The sequence below is a fragment of the Leucobacter soli genome, assembly GCF_042659205.1.
GTDB classification, from domain to species: domain Bacteria; phylum Actinomycetota; class Actinomycetes; order Actinomycetales; family Microbacteriaceae; genus Leucobacter; species Leucobacter soli.
Genome location: NZ_JBHSRW010000009.1, coordinates 1 through 26,465, shown reverse-complemented (window position 1 = coordinate 26,465; position 26,465 = coordinate 1). Strand labels below are relative to the sequence as shown.

The 26,465-nt window shown below is 69.1% G+C and carries 24 protein-coding genes and 1 tRNA gene; 12 read left to right on the top strand and 13 right to left on the bottom strand.

Annotated elements, in window-relative coordinates:
- From ACFPZL_RS01730 to ACFPZL_RS01710, 5 genes are all read left to right on the top strand, one after another.
- The coding region (locus ACFPZL_RS01730) for a hypothetical protein (RefSeq protein WP_382334608.1) at window positions 1–387 on the top strand (387 nt) is incomplete at its 5' end.
- A gap of 152 nt (window positions 388–539) precedes the next feature.
- Window positions 540–1,637 carry a putative B6 ABC transporter substrate-binding protein gene (locus ACFPZL_RS01725; RefSeq protein WP_218114301.1) on the top strand — a complete coding sequence of 366 codons (1,098 nt, stop codon included), beginning with the start codon at window positions 540–542 and terminating at the stop codon, window positions 1,635–1,637.
- A 1-nt stretch (window position 1,638) separates the two neighbouring features.
- The gene (locus ACFPZL_RS01720) at window positions 1,639–3,363 is read left to right on the top strand and encodes an ABC transporter ATP-binding protein (protein ID WP_218114302.1); all 1,725 of its coding nucleotides are present in this window, start codon (window positions 1,639–1,641) and stop codon (window positions 3,361–3,363) included.
- Window positions 3,360–4,436: a putative B6 ABC transporter permease subunit 2 gene (locus ACFPZL_RS01715; protein ID WP_218114303.1), complete on the top strand. Its 1,077-nt coding sequence runs from the start codon at window positions 3,360–3,362 to the stop codon at window positions 4,434–4,436. The genes ACFPZL_RS01720 and ACFPZL_RS01715 overlap by 4 nt, the downstream gene beginning before the upstream one ends.
- Window positions 4,433–5,371, top strand: coding sequence for an ABC transporter permease (locus tag ACFPZL_RS01710; RefSeq protein WP_218114304.1), 939 nt, complete (start codon window positions 4,433–4,435; stop codon window positions 5,369–5,371). Before ACFPZL_RS01715 ends, ACFPZL_RS01710 begins: the two co-directional genes overlap by 4 nt.
- A 23-nt stretch (window positions 5,372–5,394) precedes the next feature.
- Here ACFPZL_RS01710 and ACFPZL_RS01705 read toward each other — a convergent pair whose 3' ends face one another.
- Window positions 5,395–6,153, bottom strand: a complete 759-nt coding sequence (locus tag ACFPZL_RS01705) for an HAD-IIB family hydrolase (RefSeq protein WP_382334607.1) — start codon at window positions 6,151–6,153, stop codon at window positions 5,395–5,397.
- A gap of 98 nt (window positions 6,154–6,251) precedes the next feature.
- Between ACFPZL_RS01705 and ACFPZL_RS01700 the strand changes: the two genes are divergently transcribed.
- The 3 genes from ACFPZL_RS01700 to ACFPZL_RS01690 all read left to right on the top strand — a co-directional run bounded on the left by ACFPZL_RS01700 (window position 6,252) and on the right by ACFPZL_RS01690 (window position 8,264).
- Window positions 6,252–6,328: transfer RNA gene (locus ACFPZL_RS01700), tRNA-Pro, on the top strand.
- A 353-nt stretch (window positions 6,329–6,681) separates the two neighbouring features.
- The gene (locus ACFPZL_RS01695; RefSeq protein ID WP_218114306.1) at window positions 6,682–7,185 is read left to right on the top strand and encodes a CinA family protein; all 504 of its coding nucleotides are present in this window, start codon (window positions 6,682–6,684) and stop codon (window positions 7,183–7,185) included.
- Between the two features lie 98 nt (window positions 7,186–7,283).
- Window positions 7,284–8,264, top strand: a complete 981-nt coding sequence (locus ACFPZL_RS01690) for a DNA topoisomerase IB (protein ID WP_382331167.1) — start codon at window positions 7,284–7,286, stop codon at window positions 8,262–8,264.
- Here ACFPZL_RS01690 and ACFPZL_RS01685 read toward each other — a convergent pair.
- Both ACFPZL_RS01685 and ACFPZL_RS01680 read right to left on the bottom strand, forming a co-directional pair.
- The gene (locus tag ACFPZL_RS01685; RefSeq protein ID WP_218114308.1) at window positions 8,242–9,120 is read right to left on the bottom strand and encodes an SDR family oxidoreductase; all 879 of its coding nucleotides are present in this window, start codon (window positions 9,118–9,120) and stop codon (window positions 8,242–8,244) included. The two genes, ACFPZL_RS01690 and ACFPZL_RS01685, sit on opposite strands and share 23 nt — an antisense overlap.
- A 74-nt stretch (window positions 9,121–9,194) precedes the next feature.
- Window positions 9,195–9,455, bottom strand: a complete 261-nt coding sequence (locus tag ACFPZL_RS01680; RefSeq protein WP_236021866.1) for a hypothetical protein — start codon at window positions 9,453–9,455, stop codon at window positions 9,195–9,197.
- Window positions 9,456–9,746: 291 nt separating this feature from the next.
- On the opposite strand from ACFPZL_RS01680, the gene ACFPZL_RS01675 reads away from it, so the two are divergent.
- From ACFPZL_RS01675 to ACFPZL_RS01660, 4 genes are all read left to right on the top strand, one after another.
- Window positions 9,747–10,418: a DUF6766 family protein gene (locus ACFPZL_RS01675; RefSeq protein ID WP_218114309.1), complete on the top strand. Its 672-nt coding sequence runs from the start codon at window positions 9,747–9,749 to the stop codon at window positions 10,416–10,418.
- Window positions 10,419–10,673: 255 nt separating this feature from the next.
- On the top strand, window positions 10,674–12,605 hold the full coding sequence (locus ACFPZL_RS01670; protein ID WP_218114310.1) for a glycoside hydrolase: 1,932 nt from the start codon (window positions 10,674–10,676) through the stop codon (window positions 12,603–12,605).
- A gap of 80 nt (window positions 12,606–12,685) precedes the next feature.
- Window positions 12,686–14,521 (top strand): DUF4012 domain-containing protein, encoded by a 1,836-nt coding sequence (locus tag ACFPZL_RS01665; RefSeq protein WP_218114311.1) that lies wholly within the window; start codon window positions 12,686–12,688, stop codon window positions 14,519–14,521.
- A 149-nt stretch (window positions 14,522–14,670) separates the two neighbouring features.
- Window positions 14,671–15,540: a hypothetical protein gene (locus ACFPZL_RS01660; protein WP_218114312.1), complete on the top strand. Its 870-nt coding sequence runs from the start codon at window positions 14,671–14,673 to the stop codon at window positions 15,538–15,540.
- Window positions 15,541–15,571: 31 nt separating this feature from the next.
- On the opposite strand, the gene ACFPZL_RS01655 is transcribed toward ACFPZL_RS01660, so the two are convergent.
- From ACFPZL_RS01655 to ACFPZL_RS01610, 10 genes are all read right to left on the bottom strand, one after another.
- On the bottom strand, window positions 15,572–16,402 hold the full coding sequence (locus ACFPZL_RS01655; protein ID WP_218114313.1) for a nitrilase-related carbon-nitrogen hydrolase: 831 nt from the start codon (window positions 16,400–16,402) through the stop codon (window positions 15,572–15,574).
- The gene (locus ACFPZL_RS01650) at window positions 16,399–17,172 is read right to left on the bottom strand and encodes a GntR family transcriptional regulator (RefSeq protein ID WP_218114314.1); all 774 of its coding nucleotides are present in this window, start codon (window positions 17,170–17,172) and stop codon (window positions 16,399–16,401) included. Before ACFPZL_RS01650 ends, ACFPZL_RS01655 begins: the two co-directional genes overlap by 4 nt.
- Window positions 17,169–17,951 carry an alpha/beta hydrolase gene (locus ACFPZL_RS01645; protein WP_218114315.1) on the bottom strand — a complete coding sequence of 261 codons (783 nt, stop codon included), beginning with the start codon at window positions 17,949–17,951 and terminating at the stop codon, window positions 17,169–17,171. Before ACFPZL_RS01645 ends, ACFPZL_RS01650 begins: the two co-directional genes overlap by 4 nt.
- Window positions 17,952–18,244: 293 nt before the next feature.
- Entirely contained in the window at window positions 18,245–19,024 is a 780-nt protein-coding gene (gene pstB, locus ACFPZL_RS01640; protein WP_218114316.1) for a phosphate ABC transporter ATP-binding protein PstB, read from the bottom strand.
- 60 nt (window positions 19,025–19,084) lie between these two features.
- Window positions 19,085–20,164: a phosphate ABC transporter permease PstA gene (gene pstA / locus ACFPZL_RS01635; RefSeq protein ID WP_218114317.1), complete on the bottom strand. Its 1,080-nt coding sequence runs from the start codon at window positions 20,162–20,164 to the stop codon at window positions 19,085–19,087.
- A gap of 1 nt (window position 20,165) precedes the next feature.
- A complete protein-coding gene (gene pstC / locus ACFPZL_RS01630; protein ID WP_218114318.1) occupies window positions 20,166–21,104 on the bottom strand; it encodes a phosphate ABC transporter permease subunit PstC in 939 nt (312 codons plus the stop codon).
- Window positions 21,105–21,283: 179 nt separating this feature from the next.
- Window positions 21,284–22,381 carry a phosphate ABC transporter substrate-binding protein PstS gene (locus ACFPZL_RS01625; RefSeq protein ID WP_218114319.1) on the bottom strand — a complete coding sequence of 366 codons (1,098 nt, stop codon included), beginning with the start codon at window positions 22,379–22,381 and terminating at the stop codon, window positions 21,284–21,286.
- A 281-nt stretch (window positions 22,382–22,662) separates the two neighbouring features.
- Window positions 22,663–23,619, bottom strand: coding sequence for an NUDIX hydrolase (locus ACFPZL_RS01620; RefSeq protein WP_218114320.1), 957 nt, complete (start codon window positions 23,617–23,619; stop codon window positions 22,663–22,665).
- Window positions 23,616–25,808: an RNA degradosome polyphosphate kinase gene (locus ACFPZL_RS01615; RefSeq protein ID WP_218114321.1), complete on the bottom strand. Its 2,193-nt coding sequence runs from the start codon at window positions 25,806–25,808 to the stop codon at window positions 23,616–23,618. The genes ACFPZL_RS01620 and ACFPZL_RS01615 overlap by 4 nt, the downstream gene beginning before the upstream one ends.
- A 12-nt stretch (window positions 25,809–25,820) precedes the next feature.
- Window positions 25,821–26,465, bottom strand: a 645-nt coding sequence (locus tag ACFPZL_RS01610; RefSeq protein ID WP_382334602.1) for a GNAT family N-acetyltransferase, incomplete at its 5' end; no start/stop codon positions are given.

The window sequence follows — 26,465 nt, the reverse complement described above, 5'->3', positions numbered from 1 at the left end:
GCGGCGCTCGCCCTCGTGCTCGGCGCGGTCGGATGCGCGGACGGTCCCGGCGGCGACGCGTCGGCTGCGACGGATGCGTTGACCTCGGAGGACCAGCGCGCGATCGCCGAGCTGACCGAGATCGCCCCCCGCGACACGGGCGTCGAAGCCCAGATCGCCGACCTGGTCGAGTCCGTCGAGTGCTGGCAGCCCTCCGCGAACCTGGTCGAAGAGCGCACCTTCCGCGTGATCTGCAGAGTCCACTTCTTCGGAGCCGACGAGGTCCGCTACCGCGACGTGATCTGCATCGGCGAGCTGGACCGGACGCCCGTCGCCGACCACTGCTACCCCTGGGCATACTACACCGACATGCCCAGCTTCGAGGATCGTCCCGCGTACACCGTGTGATCGGATCCATGCGCGACCGTCGAATCGATGGACCGCTTCCCGCGCCGATTCTCCGCTCCTTGGTCCACTCGAAAGATGTGGGCCAAGATGAGTGCCATGCGGAGCCGCGCACCGTCATGCGGCGCGCGAGCGCGGGAACGAGAGGAATCGTCATGATCGAGAAGAAGTCGGGCCGTCTTCGGTGGCGCGCTGCGACCGCTGCGACCCTGATCGTCGGGGTACTGCTGACGGCGGGCTGCTCCGGGCGCGGGGCAGGGGAGAGCCCGGGCACGGAATCCGGGGGCGAGGGGGCGACCGTCGAGAGCTTCGCCATCGTCACCCCCGAGAAGGAGTCCGACTACGGCTGGAACCAGCAGGGGATCCGCTCCGCCCGCTCCGCGGCCGAGCAGCTCGGCATCGAGCTCGAGGAGCACACGAACGTCGGCTACGACAACACCGAGACGATCCTGACTCAGGTCGCGGATAGCGGCGTCGACTTCATCATCGCCCACGCCAGCGGCTTCAACACCCCCGGACAGCGCGTCGCCATGGAGACCGGCGTCCCCACCCTCGTCGTCGACTTCGACCAGAACGAGCCGGGCAAGGTGGGCACCGTCATCACGCAGGCGCAGGAAGGCGCCTACCTCGCGGGCATCGCCGCCGCGATGACCACCGAGACCGGCACCGTCGGCATCGTCGCCTCCGCCGAGACGCTCAGCTGGTACCTGATGGCCGGCGGCTTCGCCCAGGGGGTCTACAGCGTCGACCCCGAGATCGAGGTCGTCATCGCCTACGTCGGCCCCGCCGCCTACGGCGATTCTGCGGGAGGCACGAGCGTCGCGAAGCAGGTGATCGCCTCGGGCGCCGACGTGATCATGGGCATGGGCGATGGCGCGACGATCGGATACCTTCAGGCCATCGAATCCGCGAAGAGCGATCACCCGATCTCGTACATCGCCACGATCGGGGATGTGAGCGAGATCGTCACGGATCCCGAGATCGTGCTCACCTCGGTGCTGTGGGACTACACCGCCACCTACGTGCAGGCCGTGCAGGACATCGAGGCGGGCGCCTTCGGCCGGACGACCTACGAGCTCACGGTCGCGAACGGCGGCCTCGCTCTGCAGCGCACCGACCGACTCGGCTCGAAGATCACCGATGCGGTCGATGCCGCCACCGCCGCGATCGCGGACGGCAGCGTGGAGGTGCAGCGCGCCACCGAGAAGGATCAGGTGCAGGCGATCATCGATGCACGGGGAGCCGCATCCTGAGATGGCCGTCGACCCCGATGCCGTCGATGCTGCCGGCTCCGATGTCGTCGTCCGGCTGAACGGCATCACGAAGCGCTTCCCCGGCGTCACCGCGAACTACGCGATCTCGCTCGAGCTGCGGCGCGGCGCGGTGCACTGCCTGCTGGGCGAGAACGGGTCGGGGAAGTCGACGCTCATCGGGATCTTCGCGGGCCTGCAGCAGCCGGACGAGGGAGCCATCGAGATCGATGGGTCGCCCGTGGTGCTGCGATCGCCGGCCGCGGCGATCGAGCGGGGCATCGGGGTCGTGCACCAGCATTCCGTGCTCATCCCGACGATGAGCGCGGTCGAGAACCTGCTGCTCGGCGAGCGCGGCTCCCTGCGGCTCGACCGGCGCGGCGCCGAGTCGAGACTGGCGGAGCTGAGCGAGACGCTGGGAGTGCCGATCGATCCGAATGCGCCGGTCGGCGAGCTCGGACTCGGGGCGCGCCAGCAGCTCGAGATCGCGCTCGCGCTGCGCAGCGGATCCCGGGTGCTGGTGCTCGACGAACCGACGTCACTGCTCCCGCCGCAAGCGATCGAGGCACTGCTCGGACGCCTGCGGCGGCTCGCCGAGGAGGGCTACGCCGTGCTCTTCGTCACGCACAAGCTTCAGGAGGCGCGCCGGGTCGCCGACGCCGTGACCGTGCTGCGGCGGGGACGCGTCGTGACGCGGCTCGGCTCGGCCGAACTCGCCGAACCCGAAGAGTCCCGAATCGCCGCGCGCCTGCTGGGGGCGATGTTCGGCGACGGAACGGCCACCACGGATGTTCCTGCCAGGGCGAGTGCGCAGGCGAGTGCGAGTACGCAGGCACCCTCGGGCGCGCTCGCCCCGGGGGTCGAGACACCGTCCTCGGGCGCGGCGCCCGCCGTGCTGGAGGTTGTCGGGCTCGGCACGACGAGCGGAGGCGGCGCCGGTGGCGGCCACGATGGCGGCGGCGTGCCGCTGTCGGACGTCTCGTTCAGGATCGCCTCCGGCGAGGTGCTGGGTGTCGCGGGCATCGACGGACACGGGCAGGGGCACCTGGGCGAAGCGATCGCGGGGCAGCGGCGCTGCACCGTCGGCTCCATCCGGCTCGACGGCCGTCGGATCGAGCAGCTGCGCGTGCGGGAGCGGCGACGGCTCGGGGTCCGCTACGTCACCGACGATCGTCTGTACGAGGGGATCGTCGGCAGCCTCGGCGTGGCAGTGAATCTGATGCTGAAGCAGATCGGCGAGCGCCCGTTCTGGCGGTGGGGGCGTATGGATCGCGCCGCGGTGCGGCGCCGAGCCCAGGCGCAGATCGAGGAGTACGGCATTCGGACGCCGTCGCCCGATACCCGGGCGGGGACGCTCTCGGGCGGCAACATCCAGAAACTGCTCCTCGCGAGGGAGCTCGCGGACGATCCCCGCGTCGTCGTCTTCAACAAGCCCACGCACGGCCTCGATCTCGAGTCGGTGGGGCGCGTGCGCGGGATCCTGCGCGACTTCGCTGACCGCGGGGGTGCAGCGCTGCTGATCTCCTCCGATCTCGACGAACTCGTCGAGCTCTGCGACAGGATCCTCGTCATGTCGGGCGGCCGCATCGTCGGCGAGGTTCCCGTCGACGGGCGCGAGGGAGGCGCCGCCGAAAGCATCGCCGAGAGTACCGCCGAGCGAGTCGGGGCCCTCATCGTAGGCGCCCGTACCGACCCGAGCGGCGACGAACGCGCGGAGGCGGGGGCATGATCCGGCGCGTCTCGACCGTGCTCATCCGCACGACCCTTCCCCTGCTGCTCGCGCTGCTGTGCGGCGGGCTCGTCATCGCCGCGCTCGGGGTGGATCCGCTCCGCTTCTACGGCGATGTCCTCGTGCTCGGGGCCGGCGGATCCGGCTGGCAGCAGTCGATGACGGCGATGGCGCCCCTGCTGCTGGTCGGGCTCGGCCTCATCATCGCCTTCCGCGCGCAATTGTGGAATCTGGGCTACGGCGGCGCCTACCTGCTCCCGGCCGCGATCGTCGCCGGGATCGCGCCGGACGTCCTGGGGTCGCTGCCCTTCGCTCTCGGCGTCGTCGTGCTCCTCGTGACCGCCTTCGCGGTCGGTGCGCTCCTGAGTCTGATCCCGGCCTGGCTCAAGGCCCGGTACGGGACGACCGAGATCATCACCACCCTGATGATCTCGTTCATCGCGATCGCGCTCGCGAACCTGCTCGTGAAGGGTCCGCTGCGCGATGGCTCGGTGACGCTGCCGCAGACCCGAGTGCTCGACACGACGCTGATGCTGCCGTACATCCCCGGGACGCGGGTGCACGCGGGATTCGCGCTCGCGCTGGGGCTCGTGATCCTGTTCCACCTCATCCTGACGCGATCCTCGTTCGGACTGCGAATCGACGTGCTCGGCGCGAGCCCGCGGGCCGCCGCGCACGCCGGCATCCGAGTCGAACGGCTGATCGTCGTGGTCCTCCTGCTCTCGAGCGGGATGATCGCCCTCGGCGGCGCGGTCGACATGCTCGGCCTCTGGGGGTACTTCCGGGCCGATTGGAACCCGGGCTACGGCGACAAGATCCTGCCCTTCGTGTTCCTCGCCCGGCTGAATCCGCTCGGTCTGATCCCGCTGACGGCCTGCTATGCGATCCTCGCGACCGGCGGCACGCTCGCCGCCCAGCGCGCGGGGCTCTCGGTCGACTTCCTGCTCGTGATCGTCGCGCTGATCCTCTTCTTCATGACGATCATCGAGTACCTCGGCACCCGCCGCGACCTGGGGCGCTCGTACCTGCCCCGGAGCCCCTTCGCCGCCGCCAGGATCGGGGGCGACCGATGACCGCGCAGCTCCTCAGCGAGGCCTTCCTCGCGGCGTTCCTCGTCGCCGTCCTGGCCAGCGCGCTCCCCGTCCTGCTCGCCGCGGTGGGGGAGACCGTCGGCGAGCAGTCCGGGGTGCTCGGGCTCGGGATGGAGGGTCTGCTGCTCGTCGGCGGCTACGCGGCGTTCGCCACCGCCCACGCGAGCGGCAGCTTCTGGGCGGGGTTCGCGATCGGGGCACTGGCAGGACTGCTGCTCTCGACACCCCTCATGGTGCTCTCCGTGTGGCTCGGGGTGAATCAGATCGTGGTGGGGATCGGGATCACGCTGCTCGGCACCGGCATCAGCAGCATGCTCTACGACGCGCGCTTCGCCGATTCGAAGCCCCGGCTGGGGGCGGCGGATCCGTGGACGGTCCCTCCCCTCTCGGAGATCCCCGTCGTCGGCCCGGCGCTCTTCGCTCAGCCCGGCATGTTCACCATCGCGTTCGTGATCACCGCGCTCGTATCGTTCTGGTTGCACCGCACGGCACCGGGGCTCCGGCTGCGCGCGGCCGGCCAGCGACCCGCGTCGCTCGACGCCGCGGGAGGCAGCGTCGTGCGGACCCGCTCCCTCGCGGTGCTGTTCGGCGGTGCGATGGCCGGCCTCGGCGGGGCCTACCTCGCTCTCGTCTCGGCGGGCACGTTCACGCCCGGGATGACGCACGGCATGGGGTTCCTCGCGATCGTCGTCGCGATGCTCGGCCGCGGTCGCCTGCGCTGGGTCGTGGCGATCTCGCTGATCTACGGCGTGTTCGTCGCCGCCGGCACCGCCCTGCAGCTGACGGTGCTCGCGCTGCCGAACGACATCGTGACGATGCTGCCGTTCGTCGCGGTGATGGTCGTGCTCATCCTCTTCGCCCGGCGTTCGACGCTGCCGCCCGCGCTCGCGGTGCCGTACGTGCGCGGGGCGCGCTAGGGAATGTCCGCCCGACGGCCGGGCTACGCGAGCAGGCGCTCGAGGAAGTCCGCCGTGTCCTCCCACCCGTCGACCGCTTGGCAGGGGACGCCGAGCGCTTTCACCGGGTAGTCGTTGCCGTCGGGATCGAGCCGATCGCCGACGAAGAGCATCTCGTCGAGCCCGATCCCCGTCTGCTCGGCGAGCTTCCGCATGCCGTAGGCCTTGTCGATCCCACGGCGGGTGATGTCGACCGACGTGGATCCGCCGCTGCGGACCTCCAGCTCGGGCAGCCGGGCCGCGACGGCCGCGCGCAGGGCGTTCTTCTTCGCGCCGTCGGGATCCCAGGCCTGCTTCACCTCGACCGGGGCGCGCTGGCCCAGTGCCGAGAAGGTGACCTGCGAGCCGCGATCCTCGAGGATCTCGCCCCAGGTCTCCGCCTCCCAGAGGCCGAGCCGTTCCGCCTCCTCGCGCAGCGCGGTGAGCGCGGCATCGCGTTCGGCCTGGGTGAGGTGCTCGCGGTAGACGGTGCGCCAGGCTCCCGCGTCGCGGCGCTCGTAGCGGGTGCCGCAGGTCGGAAGCAGGTGGAGTTCTTCGAGCGCGGTCTCGCGGAGGCCGGCCTGCTCGAGGCGTGCGACGAGCTGCATCTCGAACTGCTCGAAGTTGCCGCCCGAGATCACCGCGACGGTCGTGCGTTCGAGCAGACGCGAGAAGACGTCGAGCATCCGCGGCTCGACGGGGGACTTCGAGGGGGCGAGGGTGTCGTCGAGATCGAAGGCGACGAGGCGAGGCAGCTGGGTCACCTCCCAAGTCTTCCACATCGGTCCTGGCCGCGAGTTCTCGCGCGTTTTCACGATCGGGCTCCGACGCGCTAGACTTCTCGTTGTGCTTCGGCACGCATCGGGATGTGGCGCAGCTTGGTAGCGCACGTCGTTCGGGACGACGGGGTCGCAGGTTCAAATCCTGTCATCCCGACCATGTGATGTTTCAGGACATCGCGGACACCCGGATCCACGTTTTCGTGGGTCCGGGTGTTTTTGGTTTGGTCGTCCTTTTCGCAAATAGCACAACCGAGGTCCCGCTGAAACCCCCTGCCCGGCTCGGGTGAAGAGCTCTAGCCTGCCTGTGCGACTGTTAGGCCCTCTGAGGTACGTCTCAGCGCCCCGCGACTACCTCGATGACCTCATACAGTTAAGGAAGGAGAGCTGGTCATGACGCACCTCACCGACAAGCGTGTAGCCGTACTCGCCACCGACGGTTTCGAAGACTCCGAGCTCATCCGGCCCACCAGAGCACGTCCCGTCGGCGCGCGCAGGTGAGGAAGGCAAGCCATGAGGGAGACCCCGATCGACGAGACCGTCGAACGCCTCGTGCGCGAATTACGCGACGTGTTGAGCGGTCAGGACCGCTGCGTGGCGACTGCTGAGTCGCTCACAGGTGGATATCTTGCCGCGGCGCTCTCGGCCGGCCCGCACGCTGAGCGCTGGTATCGCGGAGGAATCGTGGCCTACCAGCCGGAAGTGAAGTACGGTCTGCTGCGTACGCCTCATGGTCCGGTCGTCACGGCTCCTACGGCTCAGGCGATGGCAGCCTCCGCTGCCGTCCTGCTCGGTGCGGACTATGCCGTGGGCGTCACGGGCGTCGGCGGCCCCGCGCCTTCCGAGGGCAAGCCGGCCGGTACGGTGTATATCTCGACGAGCGACGGCAAGGTCGCGACGGCGGCCGAGCTCTACGAGTTCGAGGGAGACCCGGTACGGGTGCTGCATCAGACGATCTGCGCATCGCTCCGCGCGCTCATAGCCCGGGTGCTCGAGTGCGACCAACCCGCGCCGTGACGCTCGGGGACAGACCGGGAGAAGGCCGGCATATGACGGACTCTGTCGAGACCAATGCGCGCGCTCACCCTCGGAAACCGCTACCGATTTCGCGAAAGGTGCAAGCCTCGGGCGTTGTCTACCTGCTCAACGGAGAGCGCATTGCGGAGAAGGCCGAGATCGCACGAATTGAAGCGCTCGCGATCCCTCCCGCCTGGGCCGATGTTGAGATCGCACGGTCGCCGCGGGCGAAGGTGCTCGCCCGCGGCATCGATGCCGCGGGTCGCGTGCAGACGATCTACCATCCTGCTTTTCGGAGGAGGCAGGATCGTCGCAAGTTCGAGCGGATGCAACGCTTCGGGCAGGCGCTCCCGCGGCTCAGAGCGCAGGTGGATCGAGACCTGCGTCGCCGGACGCTCGGCCGTGAGCGGATCACCGCCGGCGTGGTGCGCCTCATCGACTCGCAGCTCTTCCGAGTCGGCAGCTCGCAATATGCGAAGCGCAACCGCAGCTACGGCGTCGCCACGCTGCGGAGCAAGCACGTGCGCGTCACCGGCGCCTGCATCACCTTCGACTTCATCGCGAAGAGCGGTAAGCGGACGCGCCGAACCGTACGCGATGCCCGAGTCGCCCGCCTGCTCGTGCGCCTGAAGCGAGAGCTGTCGATGCCTGAGGTCTTCGGTTTCCTCGACGAGGAGGGCGTAGCGCACCCGCTGCGTCGTCGCCACATCAACGCGTATGTGAAGCGGTATGCAGGGGACGCATTCACCGCGAAGGATTTTCGTACCTGGGGAGCGACGGTGCTCGTGGCGACGGCGCTGCTCGACCTCGATGCCGACCAGTCGGCCTCGCTTGCGGGCCGTGAAGCCGCAATGCGAGAGGCGGTGAGCGCGGCGGCGGATCGGCTCGGCAACACGCCCGCGGTGGCGAAGGCGTCGTACATCGATCCGCGACTCTTCTCCGCGGTGAAGCATCCGCGGATTCTGCAGCGCGCGTGGGAGGAGCGGAAGCGTTCCCGTCCGCGCAAGCATCAAAGTCTCGATGAACGCAGCACGCTCGTGCTGCTGAAGATGCTCACTACGGATGCCGGCCACCTGTGACCGGAAGGACGGCGCCCGAGACATAGGAGGCCCCTTCGGAGGCGAGGTAGACGTAGGCGGACGCCAGCTCGGTGGGCTGGCCGGGTCGACCGAGCGGGGTGTTCTCCCCGAAGTGCCGCTGCTTCTCGTCCCAGCCGGTGGCAGGGATGAGGGGAGTCCAGATGGGGCCCGGCGCGACCGCATTGACCCGCACGCCGCGCTTCCCCTGCTCTTCGGCGAGGGCCCGGGTGAAGGCCACGAGCGCGGCCTTCGTCATGGCGTAGTCGAGTAGGTCATACCCGGGTTCGAACGACTGGATCGAGGCGGTCACGATGACCGAGGCGCCGGGCTGCAGAAGCGGTGCCGCCTCGCGCATCATGATGAGGGGCGCCACGAGATTCGTCTCGAACACCTCGAGAATCTGCTCGCGCTCGATCGCCGCATCGGGTTTGCGTTCGTACTGCACTCCGGCGTTCAGCACGAGCACGTCGAGTCCTCCGAGTTCATCGGCCGTGCGGTGCACGATCTCGACGCAGAAGGACTCCTCCCGCAGATCGCCCGGCAGTCTGAGACACGTGCGCCCGGCCTCGACGACGTGCCGTTCGGTCTCTGCAGCGTCTGTTTCCTCCTGCGGCAGGTACGAGACGGCGACGTCGGCGCCCTCCCGTGCAAAGGCGATGGTCACGGCGCGGCCGATGCCGGAGTCGCCGCCGGTGATGAGTGCCCGCAGCCCCTCGAGTCTCGCACTGCCGCGGTAGCTCCCCTCGCCGTGGTCGGGTCGGGGGTTCATCGGTGCGGTCAGGCCCGGCTGCTCGGACTGATGCTGCTCCGGTAGCGGCGGCCTCGGGTACTTGTACCGCGGATCGGTATTCGTCATAGCGTCCTCCTTCGTTCGCTGCCCGCGCACTCGCCGGGCCGAGGGATCGCGAGGGCTGAGACAGGGCGCTTCGCCTAAGCCCGATCGACGAGATCGTGCTCGCTCTCATGCCGGGCGCAGTGCGCGCAGCAGAAGATCCCCTGCTCGCTTTCCACCCCGTGACCGAGGATTCGACAGCCGCAGTGCGCACACTCTGGAGCCATGAACTGCACTGCGCACTCGAAGCTGTCAAAGGTGCCGACGCGGCCTTCGCGCTCCACCGTGAACGTCTTGTCATAGGCGTTGCCGCAGGTGTCGCACTCGGCCAGCGGAGTGTCGGTCGTATCGAGGTGCATAGTTCCGTTCCTCTTCTCCCGCTCCGGGCCGTCGTATGGTCCGGCGCTGTGCGAACGACGCTATCGGCCTCAACGGGAGCCCGGGAGGCCCTCGACATCATGCGTGGACGTCGGCTACCCTCACGGCGCCCCCTTTTTTACACAGGCGCGCCTTCGACCGCAAGGGTCTGCCGGCACCCGGCACATCGGGCCTACGCTCTCATCATGAAAGCGGTGTTCACCTTCTGGATGGGGATTGTCATCGTCGGGCTGATTGCAATGTTCGCGATCGTGCTGATGGGGAGGTGACTCATGAAGGTCAAGGCGCACGCGCTTTCACTCGCCTTCGCGGGCGCGTTCGCCGTCACCCTGTTCGGCCAGTCCGTGGCGGGGCTTGCTGCCTACAACGAGGATCAGCTCGCTCATGGTGGTTCTTCCGTGGGTTGGCTCTTCTTCGTCACCTCATCCGAGTTCGTAGTCGATGTGGCCGAGAACTGGCAGTCGGAGTATCTGCAGTTCTTCCTGTTCATCCTGGCCACCGTCTGGCTGGTGCAGCGCGGCTCGCCGGAGTCGAAGAAGCCAGGCGACGAGGGCCTCGGCAGCGATGAGAGCCAGTTGGTCGGCGAGTATGCGCAGGCCGACTCGCCGCGATGGGCGAAGGCGCGCGGTTGGCGGCTCTGGCTCTACAGCAACTCGCTGCTGCTCACGATGGGCACGATCTTCGTGCTCTCGTGGCTCGTGCAGGGGCTCGCGGGAACGGTCGTCTTCAACGCCGAACGGGCGGAGCACGGGCAGCCCGCGCTCACCCTGGGAGAGTATCTCCTTTCTGCGGACTTCTGGAACCGCACGCTGCAGAACTGGCAGTCGGAGCTGCTCGCGGTCGGCTCGATGGTCGTGTTCTCGATCTATCTGCGACAGCGGGGATCGGCCGAGTCGAAGCCTGTCGGTACCCCGCACGGCGCCGCCGCGGTCGAGGCCGAGTAGGCGCTGGATCCGCGAGACCGCCGCCAAGCGGAGCAATGTTCGCAACTGTGCGATCCCGTGTCGGGCTCGCATCGACGGCCCGCTTCCCAAGAAGCCGATGATTCCGTTTCGCGGGCATTCCTTTGCGGGGCACCGGAATCGTTTCGCGGGCAGAATCCGTGTGGTACGCCCTGCCATTGTCCGATCCGATGATGACACTTATGCTGAGTTCCAACTCTCGCCCATGCAGCAGATAGCCAAAGGGGGCTCTCGGCCATGATCGGCAACCGATTTTCGATGCGCGGGGGCTTCCGGGCTCTCGGCGCCGCAGTACTCGCGCTGCTCGTCGCGCTCTCGGCCACCGTGCTGACGAACCCGACGCCGAGCGAGGCCACGCCGAACCCGATCGAGCTGCAGGCGTCGCAGAAGATCGCCGAGCGCACCGGCTCCATCTACTCCTCCGGTCAGCACCAGGCGGCGATCGGCCGCGACGGCACCTCAGCAGTCGTATGGCAGGAGGCGAACGGCGGCGGCATCTACATCTCGGTGCGCGAACCCGGCCGCGTCAAATGGGGTGCGCCGCGCCAGCTGAGCAGATTCAAGATGAGCAACGGCAAGTACCGGGTGACGACCGCCTGGGCGCCGACGGTCGCGGTCGGCGGTGAGGGCACGATCGCCGTCGCCTGGCAGACCTACAGCGGCCATTTCGCGAGCGTCCGCCCGGGCGGCGGGAAATCGTGGACCGAACCGCACAAGATCGGTACGAGGAACATCGCGGGCGTCACTGTCGGGCCGAACGGCGCGGTGACCGCTGTCGGCGCGATCTGGAACAGCGCCAACGAACTGCAGTCGCACTTCCGGCCGGCGGGTGCGAAGACCAAATGGAAGGCTGCGAAGCGGATCTCGCCCAAGGGCGTGTCGGCGCACGAAGTGCAGATCGCCCTCTCGGGCGACGGGCACCTGGCGCTCGCCTGGACAACGCAGGAGCCGGAGCGGAAGAACAACCTCTACGTCAGCACGACGAACGGTCGCTCGGGCGCCTGGACGTCGGCGGCGAGACTCGCGACCGGGATCTCGAGCACCCTGTACACTCACGCGATCGGAACGGGCGGGCGCGCCGTCGTCGCGTGGCTCTCCGAGACCGGCACCAACGGCATCACCGCGCGCGCACTGACGAAAGCCGGGGCCGAGTGGCAGGCCGCGAAAACCATCTCCACGACGACTCCCAACGCGATCCGGGCCACGATCACCGGATCCGGCACCTCGCTCCTCGCCTGGCACGCGTACGGCGCTCATGCCATCCAGACCTCGGCTCTATCGGCGGCGGAGAGCTCCTGGTCCGCGGTGAGCGATCTCGTACCGGCCAATGCGTACATCGAGCACGATTTCACCCTGGCGGGCGGGCCGGGTGAAGATGCGATGCTCGCCTGGACGGCGCGCGGATCGCAGACGTTGAACCCCGAGGTGCGCGTCGGAGTCCGCGGCAGTTCGGGTTGGTCGGCCGGCCACACGCCGATCTCGGAGAACCCCGCGACGACATGGTGGAACTCGAACCCGCTCGCGGTGCTCGGTCCGAACGGCGAGGCCAGTGTGTACTGGATCCGCAACCACAACAAGACCGAGAGCATGAACTACACCTCGCAGGTGCTCGTTCGCTCGACTCCGGTGCCGGCCATGACGTTGCTCTCGGCCGCGCGGGTCAAGGGCACGCCGCGCGTAGGGTCGGCCCTCACCTGCCCCGCACGCTGGTCGCACGCTGCCACGCGGAAGACCACTTGGCACATCGGGTCCAAGGTCGTCGGTCGATCCGCGAGCTATACGCCGAAGGCCGCGAACCGCGGGAAGAAGATCCGCTGCACCGTCGTCGCCACCAATCCCCAGGGCACCGCGACGTCGACGTCGGCCTGGTCGAAGTCGATCGCGAAGGGGGTCAAGCTGAAGGTGACGAAGCGGCCCTCGATCACGGGCACGAAGAAGGCGGGCTCCACCGTCCGCGTCTCCCTCGGCAAGTGGACGCCCAAGGCGACCTCGTACACGGTGCGCTGGAAGATGAACGGCAAGGCGGTCGGCGGCAATCGCGGCACCGCGAAGTCGCTCAAGCTGAAGGCGAGCGACAGCGGCAAGAAGTTGAGCGTGACCGTGACTGCGAAGCGCGCCGGTCACACTCCGGGCAAGAAGACGAGCAAGACGGTGCGGATCAGTCGCTGAATGATCGATGCGCACCCCTGATCAGTCAGTAATACGTAACTGAGGGCCACCCGCCGCAACCCCGCTTTGTAGAATCAGACATGACCGTTCGCACTGACGCAGCTCCGAAGGAGCGGAAGCGTCTTCGCACGCGCGGTGCGAGATTCTGGGTTCCGGCGACGATCGCGTTCGTTCTGCTGGTGCTGCTGGTGCTGGTCGCGGCGGCCGCGATCGCCCTGCTTCCACGTGTGCTCACCGCGAAGGACGCGCTCGAGGCCGCGGTGCCGCTCGCCGCTCAGGCCAAGAACGAGATCCTCGCCGGGGAGCCCGAAGCGGCGAAGCAGACGGTCGCGCGTTTCGATGCATTGGTGAAGGAGGCGGAGGAGGCCGCGGATTCGGATCTCTGGCGCTTCGCCGAGCAGGTGCCCGGCGTCGGGGAGAATCTGCGCGCGGTCGGCATGCTCGCCACCGCTGTGGGCAGGCTCGGCACCGAGGTGTTCGCGCCGGCCACCGAGATCGACTTCTCGGCGTTGAAGCCGGTCGACGGCAAGGTCGATGTGCACAAGCTCGCCGACCTTCTGCCGCTCGTCGAGCGCGCTACCGAGACCGGGGACTCCGTGATCGCCGAACTCTCGAAGCTCGACGGCGATCAGCTGGTGGGCCCGCTGCGCGACGGCGTCGAGAAGCTCGAAGCCGCCGTGCACGAACTCTCCGCGATGTCAGGGCCGGCCAGCACGGTGCTGAAGATCCTGCCCGACGCGCTCGGTGCGAACGGACCGCGCAACTACCTGCTCATGTTCCCGAACAACGCCGAGATCCGCGCCGGGGGCGGTAACCCCGCGGCGCTCGCGCTCGTCTCCGCGAACGACGGGGCGCTCAAGATCAGGAAGCAGGCGTCGAGCCGCGATTTCGGCGTCGAGGATCTGCCGCTGAACCCCGAGACCGAGGCGCTCTACGGCGCCCGGGTCAAGCGCCAGATGCAAGACGTCACCTATACGCCCTACTTCGCCGAGACGGCGGAGCTGATGCGCGGCTTCTGGGCGACGAAGTTCGATACCCGCATCGACGCGGTCGTGTCGTTCGACCCCGTCGCGCTCAGCTACCTGCTCGAGGCGACGGGCCCGATCAAGCTCGAGACCGGGGAGAAGCTCACCGCCAAGAACGCCGTGTCGCTGCTGCTGAAGGATTCGTACGTCAAGTACCCGACCCCGGCGGAGTCCGACGCCTTCTTCGCCTCGGCGGCCCAGTCGATCTTCGACGCAGTGACGCACGACACCCACGACTTCACCGCGCTGATCGAAGCGCTGGCGCGGGCGGCCGACGAAGGCCGACTCATGTTCTCCTCGGACGACCCCGCGCAGATGAAGCTGATCGGATCGGGGCGAATCGCCGGCCCGCTGCCGGCGGACAACGCGGAGTCGACGGTGCTGGGCGTCTTCTTCAACTACGTGCTCGCCGCCAAGATGGACTACTACATGGATTCGTCGATCGAAGCGAAGACGACGCAGTGCACGGCGACCGTCACGGACCTCGCGACCTTCCGCGCCACGGTGACGCTCGAGAACGTGCTCACGGAGAAGGAGCTGAGACGACTGCCGAAGTTCGTCACGGGAACCGACTTCGGGCAGGGGGGAGGCATCTACCGCGACGTGCTCTTCTACGGCCCGCTCGGTACGACGGTCGAGTCGGTCAAGGTCAACGGCACGATGCTCGATCCGCTGGGCCGCTGGGGCAACAACTATCGCAAGATGGAGCACGATGGCCGCCCGGTGGTGCAGGTGCCGCTGCTCGTGGGGATGGGCGAGACGGCCGAGGTGCGCGCGGTGTTCGTCGCGGCGAAGGATCAGACGGCCGATTCGTTCGGGCTGTTCGAGGTGCGCGCGGCGCCGACCGTGCGGACCACGCCCGTCGCGGTCGAACGGCCCGGCTGCCGCTGAGAACTCGGGCGGCTGGGGGCAGCCGGGCGCTGGGGCGGACCGCCGCGCGGGAGTTCCCCGCAGCGGTGCCGAGGCGGTACCGCTGCCGTGCCGAAGCGACCACTGCGCTGATCATGGACAGCGGCGAGCCGGAGTGTGAGGATGTACGTGTGAGACTGCAGCGCCGCACCTCGACGGCCGCCACCCTGATCTCGGGCGCGGTCGTGCTGCTGCTCGCGGCCTGCTCCGGGTCGGCGCCGAGCGAAGAGCCGGTCGCCCCGGACCCGGAGCCGACCGAGACCGAGACGATCGAGGACGCCTTCGCGATCGAGGACTTCGACTTCGCCAACGCGGACTGGTCCGTCGTGCCGTTCGCGGAGACCTGGCCCGCGGTCGAATTCACCGCCGTCGACGGGGCCGTGGAGGTCGACGGCATCGCCTACACGGTCATCGCCGACGAGATCGAGTTCAGCGACGCCGACGGCGATGGCGCCCTCGACGCGATCGTGCCCGTCGAAGGGTACGGCGGCGGCAACTCGGTCGACCGCCAGTGGTACATCTGGGCGACCCGGGACGGTACGGCGGTGCAGGTGCCGCTGCCCGTGGCGCGCAGCATCCACTGCGGAACGCTGACGAAGTCGGTCGAACCGGTCGACGGCGGATTCCGGGTCCACGAGTTCCGTCGCGCGATCGGCGAGAGCGACTACCTCGCCTGCACGGACATCGGCAGCGACGAGCGGACCCGTATCGTCGGCATCGCGGAGGCCGACGGCGAGCTGTGGCCGGTGCAACTCGAGCCGGTGCGGGCCTACGGCGGTATCTGCCCCGTCGCCGCGGAGTACGACGCCTATCCGACGGATCTCGACTTCCTCCCGCTTCCGCACGCCGAGGCGGAGGCGTTGCGCGCCGAGAGCGGTCAGGGGATGACCGAGTTCGCCGTCGAGGACTGGCCGGTCTATCTCGAGGTTCGACCGGGCTGGCTGCTGCGCGGCATCATCGTCGACAGCACGATGGCATGCGCCTGGCTGCCGACCGGGTAACCGAGCAGGATCGCCGGCTCACCGAGCCGGCTCACTGCGCGGGATCGTCGCCGGCGGAGAGCTCCGGGTAGGCCTCGGGCGCGAGACGGTCGCCGATCACCGGGAACTCCGTGCGGACCTCGGCGACGAGGGCCGGATCGATGTCGACGAGGCGCACCTCCTCCTCGCTCGGCGAGCACTCGGCGACCACGCGGCCCCAGGGATCGACCACCCGGCTGCTGCCGCCGAGCTCGACGCCGGCCTGCGTGCCGCAGGCGTTGACCGCGATCATCCACAGCTGGTGCTCGACCGCCCGTGCCTCGGTGAAGAGGGTGAAGTGCTCGCGCCGGGCGGCGGGCCATGCCGCGGGCACGACGGCCGCCTCGGCGCCGCGCGCGCCGAGTTCGAGCCAGAGGCCGGGGAAGCGCAGGTCGTAGCAGGTGGTCGAGGCGACCCGGCCGATCGGGCTGGGAACCACGCTCAACGTTTCGCCGGGTGTGAGCAGCTGAGCCTCGCGCGACCGATAGCCGAAGACGTGGATCTTGCGGTAGGTCTGGGCGATCCGGCCCTCGGCATCAATCAGCACGGCCGTGTTGTGCAGCTCACCGGTCGGGGTGCGCTCGATGAAACTGCCTGCATGCACCCACGCCTCGAGATCCTTCGCGACCCGCCGGGCCATCGCGACAGTCGGGCCGTCGAGCGGCTCGGCGCGCTCGTCGTAGTGCGTGAACGCGAGGTAACCGGCGCTCCACAGCTCGGGCAGCACGAAGAGGTCGACGCCCGCATCGGCATGGGATCGCAGTAGCCGCTCCACCCGCGCGATGCGATCCTGCGGGGATTCCTGGTCCGGGCTCGCGAGCTGCACCATCGCGACGCGGGTCATGCGGGCTCCAGCGAGCCGGGCGACGCGGGGGTCGTCGCGGCTTCCGCGGATCGAGCGCCATCGGCGTCATTCGCACCCTCGCCGTGCGTGCTGCGCCGGAACCCCTCGGAGTCCGCGGCGATCGTTCCCTCCCGGTGCGCGCGCATGAGCGCTTCGATCTCGGCGGCCGGAGCGCCGGCGGCGATCCGATCCAGTATCTCCAGGTGTTCGCCGCTCAGCCGCTCGGCCACTGCGCCGCGGTACCCGATCACCGAGGCGCGCACCGCCGCGACGCGCGACTGGCCGCGGTCGAGAATGTCGCGCAGGTGCCGATTGGGGCAGGCCGCGCGCAGGATCCCGTGGAACTCGAGGCTGCCCTCGTTGTAGGCGTGGAAGTCGCCGCGGCGGACGGCCTCGTCCATGCGGGTATTGACCTCTCTCGCCCGATCGAGGTCCTCGGCCGTGAGCAGGGGCGCGGTCATGCCGACGGCGAGCCCCTCGAGCACCGCCTGAGTCTGCATGATCTCCCGGTACTCGTCGATGCCGAGCTCGGCCACGCGCACGCCGCGGTGGAAGAGGAACTCGACGAGGCCTTCGCTCTCGAGACGGCGCAGCGCCTCACGGGTCGGGATCAGGCTCACCCCGGTCTCCTCCGCGAGCGCGCCGATGTTCAGCGCATCGCCCGCGGCGAACGAACCGTCGACGATCCGCTCCATCACGTGATCGTAGACGTGCTGGGTCTTGTTGCCGCGACGGGCGCCGCCGTCGGCGCGCGGGTCGTCGCTCGTCATCGTGCGGCCTCGGGCACGTGGCGTGCGAGGAACGCGGAGACATCGGCCAGCTCCTCGGCCCCGATGCCGTGCAGGATGCCGTCGTACAGCCTCGCGTCGAGCTCGGTGTGCGCGGGCGCCCAGGCGCGGGTGAGGGCGATGCGTTCGGCGTCGATGACGGGGTCCGCCTCGTCCCGCCCCCAGAACATCGGGGGGCGGATCCGCGCGAGCTCCTCGTCGCCCGCGAACCGCCCGGCGGCGACGAATCCCGAGCAGTTGACGCCGCAGGCGAAGCGGCCGGGGCGCAGACGGAGCAGCGAGGTCACCAGTGCGCCGCCCTGGGAGAACCCCATCAGGGCGATCGTGCCGAGGCCCGCGAGATCGGCTGCGGCGTTGGTCGTGGTTGTGGTCGTGGCTGCGGATCGGTCGGCGACACGGTCTCCGAGCGCATCGAGCCAGTCGAGCACGACGGAGGCGGCACGATGCTCGGGGCCGCCCACGAAGTCGGCGGGCGCCGGAACCTGCGCCCGCAGGCCGTGCTCGTCGAGCGCGATCTGCCACCAGGCGTAACCGTCGACGACGGGCGGCGGCGCCACGAGGGGAGCCCGGGGAGAGGCGCAGACGAACCCGGCGGGCAGCCGGGAGGACAACTCGATGAGATCCCCCTCGAACGAGCCGTAGCCGTGCATGAGCAGGAGCAGCGGCCGCTCGGCGAGCGCAGCGACCGCTGCCTCGGCGGAGGCCGCCCGGCCGTCTACGGCCCAGCGCACGAGTGCGTCGTCGATCCTCAGCCCGTCCATCTGCTCAGTGTAGCCGAGGCAATATATTTGCGGGCGGCCGCATCGGTCCCGGCCCGGCGCGCCTCGGCGAGTCCCGTTGGGCGCTCCACCGGGGCCCTGCCACCCGGCGCCCTACCCGGCTCGCCTCCGGCGCTCCGCCGGGCCTACCTCCCCGCGAGCGGCACCCTTGCTCACGAGCGCACCACTTGTTCACGGTGCGGAAGCGGGCCGTTCGTAAGCAACGGGGCCACTCGCGCGGGTGATGCATCGACACCCCGCCCCGGTACCGCGCGCGGGGCGTGTCCGCAGCAGCCCTAGCCGAACCTGCCCGAGACGTAGTCCTCGGTCGCTTTCTCTGCCGGCGTCGAGAAGATCTTCTTCGTATCGTCGAACTCGATGAGCTTGCCGGGCTTGCCGGTGCCCGCGATGTTGAAGAACGCGGTGCGATCAGACACGCGAGACGCCTGCTGCATGTTGTGGGTCACGATCACGATCGTGTACTCCTGCTTGAGCTCGTCGATCAGATCCTCGATCGCGAGCGTCGAGATCGGGTCGAGCGCCGAGCAGGGCTCGTCCATCAGCAGCACCTCCGGGGAGACCGCGATCGCGCGCGCGATGCACAGACGCTGCTGCTGACCGCCAGAGAGCCCCGATCCCGGCTTGTCGAGGCGATCCTTCACCTCGTTCCAGAGGTTCGCACCCGAGAGCGAGCGCTCGGCGAGATCGTCGGTGTCGCTCTTCGAGAGCTTGCGGTTGTTCAGGTTGACCCCGGCCAGCACGTTCTCGCGGATGGACATCGTCGGGAAGGGGTTCGGGCGCTGGAACACCATCCCGACCTGGCGCCGCACGAGCACCGGATCCACGCCAGGCCCGTAGAGGTCATCGCCGTCGAGCAGCACCTCGCCCTCGACCCGCGCGCCCGGGATCACCTCGTGCATGCGGTTGAGCGTGCGCAGGAACGTCGACTTGCCGCAACCCGACGGGCCGATGAACGCGGTGACGCTGCGCGGCTCGATGTTCATCGAGACGCCCTCGACGGCGAGGAAGCTGCTGTAGTAGACGTTCAGATCGTTGACTTCGATGCGCTTCGACATGTGGAGTGTGTTCTTTCGTTGAGTGAGGTATCGGAATCTGAGGGCCGCACTGGAGAGCGGCTAGCGCCCCGTCTTCGGCGAGAAGTAGCGGGCGACCATGCGGGCGATCAGGTTGAGCGCCATGACGATCAGGATCAGCACGAGCGCCGCCGCCCACGCCCGCTCGAGGAAGGCGAAGGCAGGGTTGCCCTGGTTCGCGAACTGCGTGTAGACGAAGACCGGCAGCGACTGCATGCGGTCGTGGAAGAGGTTGTAGTTCATGCTCGCGGTGAAGCCGGCCGTGATGAGCAGCGGCGCGGTCTCTCCGATGACGCGGGCGATCGCGAGCACGACGCCGGTCGTGATGCCGGCGATCGAGGTGGGCAGGACCACCTTCACGATGGTGAGCCACTTCGGCACGCCGAGCGCGTACGAGGCCTCGCGGAGCTCGTTCGGTACGAGCCGCAGCATCTCCTCGCTCGAGCGCACCACGACGGGGATCATCAGCACCGAGAGGGACACGGCGCCGACGATGCCCATGCGCACGCCCGGGCCGAGGAAGAGCGCGAAGACCGCGTAGGCGAAGAGGCCCGCGACGATCGAGGGGATGCCCGTCATCACGTCGACGAGGAAGGTGATGATCTTCGCGATGCGCCCGCGGCCGTACTCGACGAGGTAGATCGAGGTGAGCAGTCCGAGCGGCACCGAGATGATGGTGGCCGCCAGCGTGATGAGGAGCGTGCCGACCATCGCGTGCAGGGCGCCGCCGCCCTCGCCGGTGACGTTGCGCATCGACGAGTTGAAGAACTCGGCGTCGAACCGCGCCAGCCCGTTCGCGACCACGGTGATCGAGACCGAGACGAGCGGTACCATCGCCAGCAGGAAGGCGCCGGTAACGAGGCCGGTGACGAGCCGGTCGATCGCCTGGCGGTGGCCCTCCACGGCGGCGGAGATGCCGGTGGAGACGACGAGGTGCAGGATCGCGCCGATCAGGATCGCGCCAGTCAGGTTGAAGGGGCTGCCGTCTGCCGCGGCCAGCAGGCCGAAGAGCGCGAACGAGAGCGCAAGGCTCGCGCCGAGGCTCAGCCACGCGCTGCCGCGGGGGAGACGGTTGCCGGCCAGACCGGAGCCGGCGGAGACGGGGCGGATGGTCAGCGTCATGTCAGTCGGCTCCGTTGAACTGCGCCCGGCGGCTCACGATCCAGCGGGCGATCGCGTTGACCAGGAAGGTCACGATGAACAGGATGAGGCCGGTCGCGATGAGCACGTTGACGTTCGTGCCGTAGGCCTCGGGGAACGAGAGGGCGATGTTCGCGGCGATCGTCGACGGATTCTCGCTGGTGAGCAGGCGCAGGCTGACGAGGCCGGTGGCCGAGAGGACCATCGCGACGGCCATGGTCTCGCCGAGGGCGCGGCCGAGGCCGAGCATCGCGGCCGAGACGATGCCGGGGCGGCCGAAGGGCAGCACGGCGAGGCGGATCATCTCCCAGCGGGTCGCACCGAGCGCGAGCGCGGCCTCCTCGTGGAGCACCGGCGCCTGCAGGAACACCTCGCGGCAGATCGCCGTCATGATGGGCAGGATCATGACCGCGAGCACGACGGCGGCCGTGAGGATCGTGCGGCCCGTTCCCGAGACGGTCCCGCCCAAGAAGGGGATCCATCCGAGGTACGTGTTCAGCCAGACGAAGACCGGCTGTGCCGCGGGGGCGAGCACGCCGATGCCCCACAGGCCGAAGACGACGCTGGGCACCGCGGCCAGCAGGTCGACGATGTAGCCGAGCACGGCCGAGAGCCGGCGAGGCGCGTAGTGCGAAATGAAGAGCGCGATGCCGATCGAGAGGGGGAGGGCGATCAGCAGCGAGAGCAGCGCGGCCCAGACGGTGCCGAAGATCAGCGGCCACACGTAGGCCCAGAAGTTGCCCGGCAGGATCGAGGCGGTCTCGCTCGTGGCGAAGAACGCCGGGATGCTCTGCAGGATCAGGAAGAGGGCCACGGCCGCGAGCGTGACGAGGATCATGCCGCCGGCGAAGAACGCCGAGCGGGAGAAGACGCGGTCGCCTCGGCTCAGCACCGGCTTGGAGAGGGTCGCGGAGGAGGTCACGGGGCGCTTCCTTCTGAGGATCTAGGGGTTCCGGTCGCCGCCCTGCGGCGGCGGAGACGATGAGCGGCGGTTCCTCGGATCGTACGCGATGCCGCGCATCGCGCGCAGGATCTCACCCTACGGGGTGCAGAGGCGAGATCCTGCGGCGAGCGGTCGTCCGGGGATCGACCGGGCGACGGTCAGCTGATCGCGGCGATGGCCGGCTCGATCTTGCTGCGGAGATCGGCCGAGATGGGCGCGCTGCCGGCGGCTTCGGCTGCCGTCTGCTGCCCCTCCTCGCTGACGATGTAGCTGAAGTAGGCCTTCACCAGTTCGGCGTTGGCGGCATCGGCGTAGCTCTCGCAGCCGATGAGGTAGCTCACGAGCACGATCGGGTAGACGCCGGACTCGGTGCTGGTGCGGTCGAGCTCGACGGCGAGGTCGTTCGTGCCGCGCCCGCTCTCGAGGCTCGAGTGATCGACGATCGCGGCGGCAGCCTCGGGCGAGTAGGCGACGAACTCCTCGCCGACCTTGATCTTGACCGTGCCGAGGTCGCCCGCGCGGGAGGCGTCGGCGTAGCCGATGGTGCCGACGCCGTTGGTGACCGCGTCGACGAGGCCGGAGGTCTGCGCCGCGCCCTCGCCGCCGAGCTCGCTCGGCCACTCCTCGATCGATCCGGCGGTCCAGGAGTCGGGCGCCGTGGCGGCCAGGTACTCGGTGAAGTTGCCGGTGGTGCCCGACTTGTCCGAGCGGTGCACCGCGGTGATGTTCAGGTCGGGCAGGTCGACGCCCTCGTTGAGCGCGGCGATGGCCGGGTCGTTCCAGGTGGTGATCTCGCCGCTGAAGATCTGCGCTACGAGGTCTGAGTCCATGTTGAGGGAGTCGACGCCCTCGATGTTGAAGATGATCGCGATGGGCGAGATGTAGGCGGGGATCTCGACGAGGTCGCTCGTCGAGCAGCCGGCGAAGGGGCCCGCCGCGATCTCCTCGAGGTCGAAGGCGCGGTCGCTGCCGGCGAAGGCGCTCGCGCCCTGCTGGAAGGTCTCGCGCCCCGCGCCGGAGCCGGCGGGGTCGTAGTTGATGTTGACGCCCTCGTTCGCGATCTGGAACCCGGCGATCCAGGCTTCCTGGGCCGATCCCTGCGACGAGGCGCCCCCGCCGACGAGGGTGCCGGTGAGCGACGAGCCGTCGCCGTTGTCGCCGGTGGTGCTGCCGCCTTCGTTCGCCGCGCAGGAGGTGAGCGCGAGCAGTGCCGCGCCGCCGAGTACGAGGGCCTTCGTCGAAGTCGAAATCTTCACTGGGAGTGGTTTCCGTTCCGTAGTTTCGTTCGGGGTGAGCGATTGCTCACATGCCCTTACGGTACGGAGGCGATGTGACCGGAGATCCACCGGTGGGTGAACGGCGGGTGAACGAGGATGAATTCAGGTGAACTCGGCCGGGAGCGATTCGCCCCGGTCCGGTCGACCCGGTGCCTGATCGCCCGGTGAACCGGAGCTCGACGTCGGTCGACGCGAAGGTGAACGGGCGGGAACGCGGGATGACGAGCCGTGTCGGCCGTGCGGCATCGGCCGTCGGGCGTTCAATGCTTGAGCGGGTAGGTCTCGACGCCGAGGATGCCGCTGCCGGGCCGCTCCCGCGAGAGGTGGAACACCGAGAACCCCGCAGGGGGGAGCGCGGCCGCTTCGTCGAGGTACGAGCCGGGGAGGCTGCCGGTTGCGAGCGCGAGTTCCCGTGCCGCATCCGGCAGGACGGGCCGATGCGTGCAGATCACCGTGCTCCGGCCCTTCCGCACGGTCTTGCCGATGATCGAGCGGAGCTCTGCGGTCTCGCCGTCGTCCCAGGCCTCCTGGCTCAGGCCGTCCCGAGCCCGGGGAGCGAGGTCGAGCCGCCGGGCGAGCGGATCGACCGTCCGCAGGCAGCGCTCCGAGCTCGAGGTGAACACCCGCTGCGGGCCGAACGCCTCGAGCGTCGGGACGAGCGTCTCGGCCTGATCCTCGCCCGCGTCGGTGAGCGGCCGCAGCCGGTCCTCCGGCCAGGCGTCGCTGCGCGACTCGGCCTTCGCATGCCGCAGCAGGATCACCGAGAAGGTGTCGATCGCGCCGCGCTCGACGAGGCTGGCGAAGACGTCGAAGAGGTCGCGATCCGCCCGATAGCTGAGGCGGCTCCGGGCCGCCTCGAAGGGCACCCACTCGAGCGCCTCGACCTCCCGGTTCGGGCGGAAGGTCGACTCGAGCACGGCCTCTTCGGTGACCTCCGCGGCCCAGTACTGCACGGTCTTGCGCTCGCCGCCGTCGGGCAGCTCATAGGTGATGGTGCCGAGATTGACGCCGAGCGCGACGCGGAGGCCCGTTTCTTCGAGCGTCTCGCGGACGGCCGCCTGCGGCATGCTCTCGCCCTTGTCGAGCTTGCCCTTGGGGAACGATACGTCCTTCTGCTTGGTGCGGTGGATGAGCAGGATCATCAGTCGCGCGGTCCCGGACTCGTCGCGCACCCGCCGCCAGCAGACGGTGCCGGCGGCGAGGATCGGCCGGCTCATTGGGCGCTCCGCGGCGCCCGCGATTCACGGGTCCGCGCCTCGGTCCGATCGATCATCACCAGGTCCTGCAGGTCGGGCAGCGGCTCGCCCTCCTCGCTCACCGTACGGCGTTTCCATGTGCCGTCCGGCAGCAGGTGCCACGAACTGACCGTGTCGCTGAAGGCGAACGAGAAGAACCGGTCGATCCGGGCGAGGTGCTCGCGGTCGACGAGCCGCGCGAGCACCTCGATGCGGCGGTCGAGGTTGCGGTGCATGAGATCGGCGCTGCCGATGTAGACCTCGCGGTCGCCGTCGTTCTCGAACGCGTAGATGCGGGAGTGCTCGAGGTACCGGCCGAGCACCGAGCGGACGCGGATGTTCTCGGAGAGGCCCGGTACGCCCGCGCGGATGGAGCAGATGCCGCGGATCCACACATCGATCGCCACTCCTGCCTGGCTGGCCCGGTAGAGCGCGTCGATGATCTCCTCGTCGACCATGCTGTTGGCCTTGAGCTTGATCCCGCTCGGCCTGCCGGCGCGCGCGTGCTCGGCCTCGCGTTCGATCCGTTCGAGGAGGCCGCGGCGCAGGCCCTCCGGGGCGACCAGCAGGCGATCGTAGTTCGTCTCGATCGCGTAGCCGGAGAGCACGTTGAAGAGCTTCGTCACGTCCCGGCCGACCTCGGGGGATGAGGTGAACAGGCCGAAGTCCTCGTAGATCCGGCTGGTTTTCGGGTTGTAGTTGCCCGTGCCGATGTGGCAGTAATGGGTGAGCCGGCCCTGCTCCTCGCGGATCACCTGCACCAGCTTGCAGTGCGTCTTGAGGCCGACCAGCCCGTAGACCACGTGCACACCGGCTTGCTCGAGCTTGCGCGCCCAGGTGATGTTGGCCTCCTCGTCGAAGCGGGCCTTGATCTCGACGAGCGCGAGCACCTGCTTGCCGGCTTCGGCGGCCTTGATCAGCGCGGCGACGATGGGGCTGTCGCCGGACGTCCGGTAGAGGGTCTGCTTGATGGCGAGGACGTCGGGATCGGTGGCGGCCTGCTCGATGAAGGCCTGCACGCTGGTCGAGAACGACTCGTAGGGATGGTGCACGAGGATCTCGCGACGGGAGATGGCTCGGAGCAGGTCCGCGGAGTCGTTCGACGGGCCCGGTCGGAACTGCGGATGGGTCACCGGGATGTGGGGCGTGGACTTGAGATCCGGCCGTTCGAGGCGGGAGAGCGCGAAGAGGCCGCCGAGATCGAGCGGCGCCGGCAGGGTGTACACCTGCTGCTTGTCGATATCGAACTCGCTGACCAGCAGCTCGAGCGTGGCCTCATCCATGTCGTCCGAGATCTCGAGCCGGATCGGCGGGCCGAAGCGTCGCCGCAGCAGCTCCTTCTCGAGCGCCTGGATGAGGCTCTCGGTCTCGTCCTCCTCGATCTCGACGTCCTCGTTCCGGGTGACGCGGAACACGTGGTGGTCCATGACCTCCATGCCGGGGAAGAGGCCGTCGAGCTGATTCGCGATCAGTTCCTCGAGCGCGATGAAGCGCACGTCGTCGGCGGACTCGCGCCGGTCCACCCGCACGTACCGCGGGATCATCTGCGGCACCTTGAGCCGGGCGAACTCGATCTTGTCGGTGCGCGGATTGCGCACGCGGATCGAGATGTTGAGCGCGCGACCCGAGATGTAGGGGAACGGATGCGCCGGATCGACGGCGAGAGGCATGAGCACCGGGTAGATGTGCTGCTCGTAGTACTCGGTCAGGATCTCGTGATCCGCCGCGTCCAGCGTCTGCCATTCGACGATGCGCACGCCGGCCTCGGCCAGCTCGGGCTGGACCTGTTCGCGCCAGCAGCGCGCGTGCCGCAGCTGCAGCTGGTAGGCGACGCGCGTGATCTCGGCGAGCACTTCGGTGGGGGCCCAGCCGACGTTCGTCGGCACGGCGAGGCCGGTGAGGATGCGGCGCTTGAGACCGGCGACGCGCACCATGAAGAACTCGTCGAGGTTCGAGGCGAAGATCGCGAGGAAGTTGGCGCGCTCGAGCAGCGGCACCGTGGGGTCCTCGGCGAGCTCGAGCACCCTTTGGTTGAAGGCGAGCCAGCTGAGCTCGCGGTCGATGTATCGGTCGGCGGGAAGTCGATCGGCGTCGGGCCTCGCGGTCGGCGCCTCGCTCGTGGGCTGCTCGGCGTCCGGAAGCTCTGCCGTGCCGCGGCTCGTCTCGCTCATGCCTCTATTCTGTCAGGCGCCGGTCCGATCCTGCCGACCCGGTTCGTCTCCACCGGCACCGATGCCGGCATCACCGCCGGCGCGCAGCCACTGGGTGCTGCGCTGGTCGACGGTGAAGCCCGCGCGGTCGTAGAGACCGCGGGCCGTGCCGTTGTCACCGTCGACGTAGAGCGTGATCCTGTCCGGCGCGTGCGCGGCCATCCGGCGCAGCGTCTCGCCGAGCAGGGCGGCGCCCAGTCCGCGTCCGGCGTAGGCCGGATCGACGCCGAGCACGTAGAGCTCGGTCTCCGTGTGCCCCGGGGTGCGGATCGTCTTGATCCAGGTGTAGCCGGCGAGGCGGCCGTGGCGGCGATCGTCGTCTTCGTCGTCCGCGCCGCTGCTGCGGCGTTCACCGCTCGAGGTCGTCGCCCCGGTGTCGAAGGCGAGGAGGAGATCCTCGGGGTCGAACCAGGCCTCCCGGGTCGTCGCGGCGAAATCCTCGAGCGTGACGGCGCCCTGCTCGGGATGGGAGGCGAACGCGGCGGCGTTCACGCGTACCCAGCGCTCCGCCTGCTCGTCGTCCCGCGGATCGAACGCCTGCACCGCGAAGCCCTCGAGCAGCTCGCGGTCCTCGTCGATCGCGCCGGGCAACGCCGCGGGGTCGAGCGCGAGCCGGTA

Coding starts and splice junctions, on each gene's coding strand:
- ACFPZL_RS01655 (WP_218114313.1), bottom strand. CDS start 16,402: ATGACCCGCGTCGCGATGGTGCAGCTCGCGAGCCCGGACCAGGAATCC.
- ACFPZL_RS01695 (WP_218114306.1), top strand. CDS start 6,682: ATGAGGGAGACCCCGATCGACGAGACCGTCGAACGCCTCGTGCGCGAA.
- ACFPZL_RS01615 (WP_218114321.1), bottom strand. CDS start 25,808: ATGAGCGAGACGAGCCGCGGCACGGCAGAGCTTCCGGACGCCGAGCAG.
- pstA (WP_218114317.1), bottom strand. CDS start 20,164: ATGACGCTGACCATCCGCCCCGTCTCCGCCGGCTCCGGTCTGGCCGGC.
- ACFPZL_RS01725 (WP_218114301.1), top strand. CDS start 540: ATGATCGAGAAGAAGTCGGGCCGTCTTCGGTGGCGCGCTGCGACCGCT.
- ACFPZL_RS01720 (WP_218114302.1), top strand. CDS start 1,639: ATGGCCGTCGACCCCGATGCCGTCGATGCTGCCGGCTCCGATGTCGTC.
- ACFPZL_RS01710 (WP_218114304.1), top strand. CDS start 4,433: ATGACCGCGCAGCTCCTCAGCGAGGCCTTCCTCGCGGCGTTCCTCGTC.
- pstB (WP_218114316.1), bottom strand. CDS start 19,024: ATGTCGAAGCGCATCGAAGTCAACGATCTGAACGTCTACTACAGCAGC.
- ACFPZL_RS01680 (WP_236021866.1), bottom strand. CDS start 9,455: ATGCACCTCGATACGACCGACACTCCGCTGGCCGAGTGCGACACCTGC.
- ACFPZL_RS01620 (WP_218114320.1), bottom strand. CDS start 23,619: ATGAGCCGGCCGATCCTCGCCGCCGGCACCGTCTGCTGGCGGCGGGTG.
- ACFPZL_RS01650 (WP_218114314.1), bottom strand. CDS start 17,172: ATGACGAGCGACGACCCGCGCGCCGACGGCGGCGCCCGTCGCGGCAAC.
- ACFPZL_RS01715 (WP_218114303.1), top strand. CDS start 3,360: ATGATCCGGCGCGTCTCGACCGTGCTCATCCGCACGACCCTTCCCCTG.
- ACFPZL_RS01675 (WP_218114309.1), top strand. CDS start 9,747: ATGAAGGTCAAGGCGCACGCGCTTTCACTCGCCTTCGCGGGCGCGTTC.
- ACFPZL_RS01670 (WP_218114310.1), top strand. CDS start 10,674: ATGATCGGCAACCGATTTTCGATGCGCGGGGGCTTCCGGGCTCTCGGC.
- ACFPZL_RS01685 (WP_218114308.1), bottom strand. CDS start 9,120: ATGACGAATACCGATCCGCGGTACAAGTACCCGAGGCCGCCGCTACCG.
- ACFPZL_RS01645 (WP_218114315.1), bottom strand. CDS start 17,951: ATGGACGGGCTGAGGATCGACGACGCACTCGTGCGCTGGGCCGTAGAC.
- ACFPZL_RS01665 (WP_218114311.1), top strand. CDS start 12,686: ATGACCGTTCGCACTGACGCAGCTCCGAAGGAGCGGAAGCGTCTTCGC.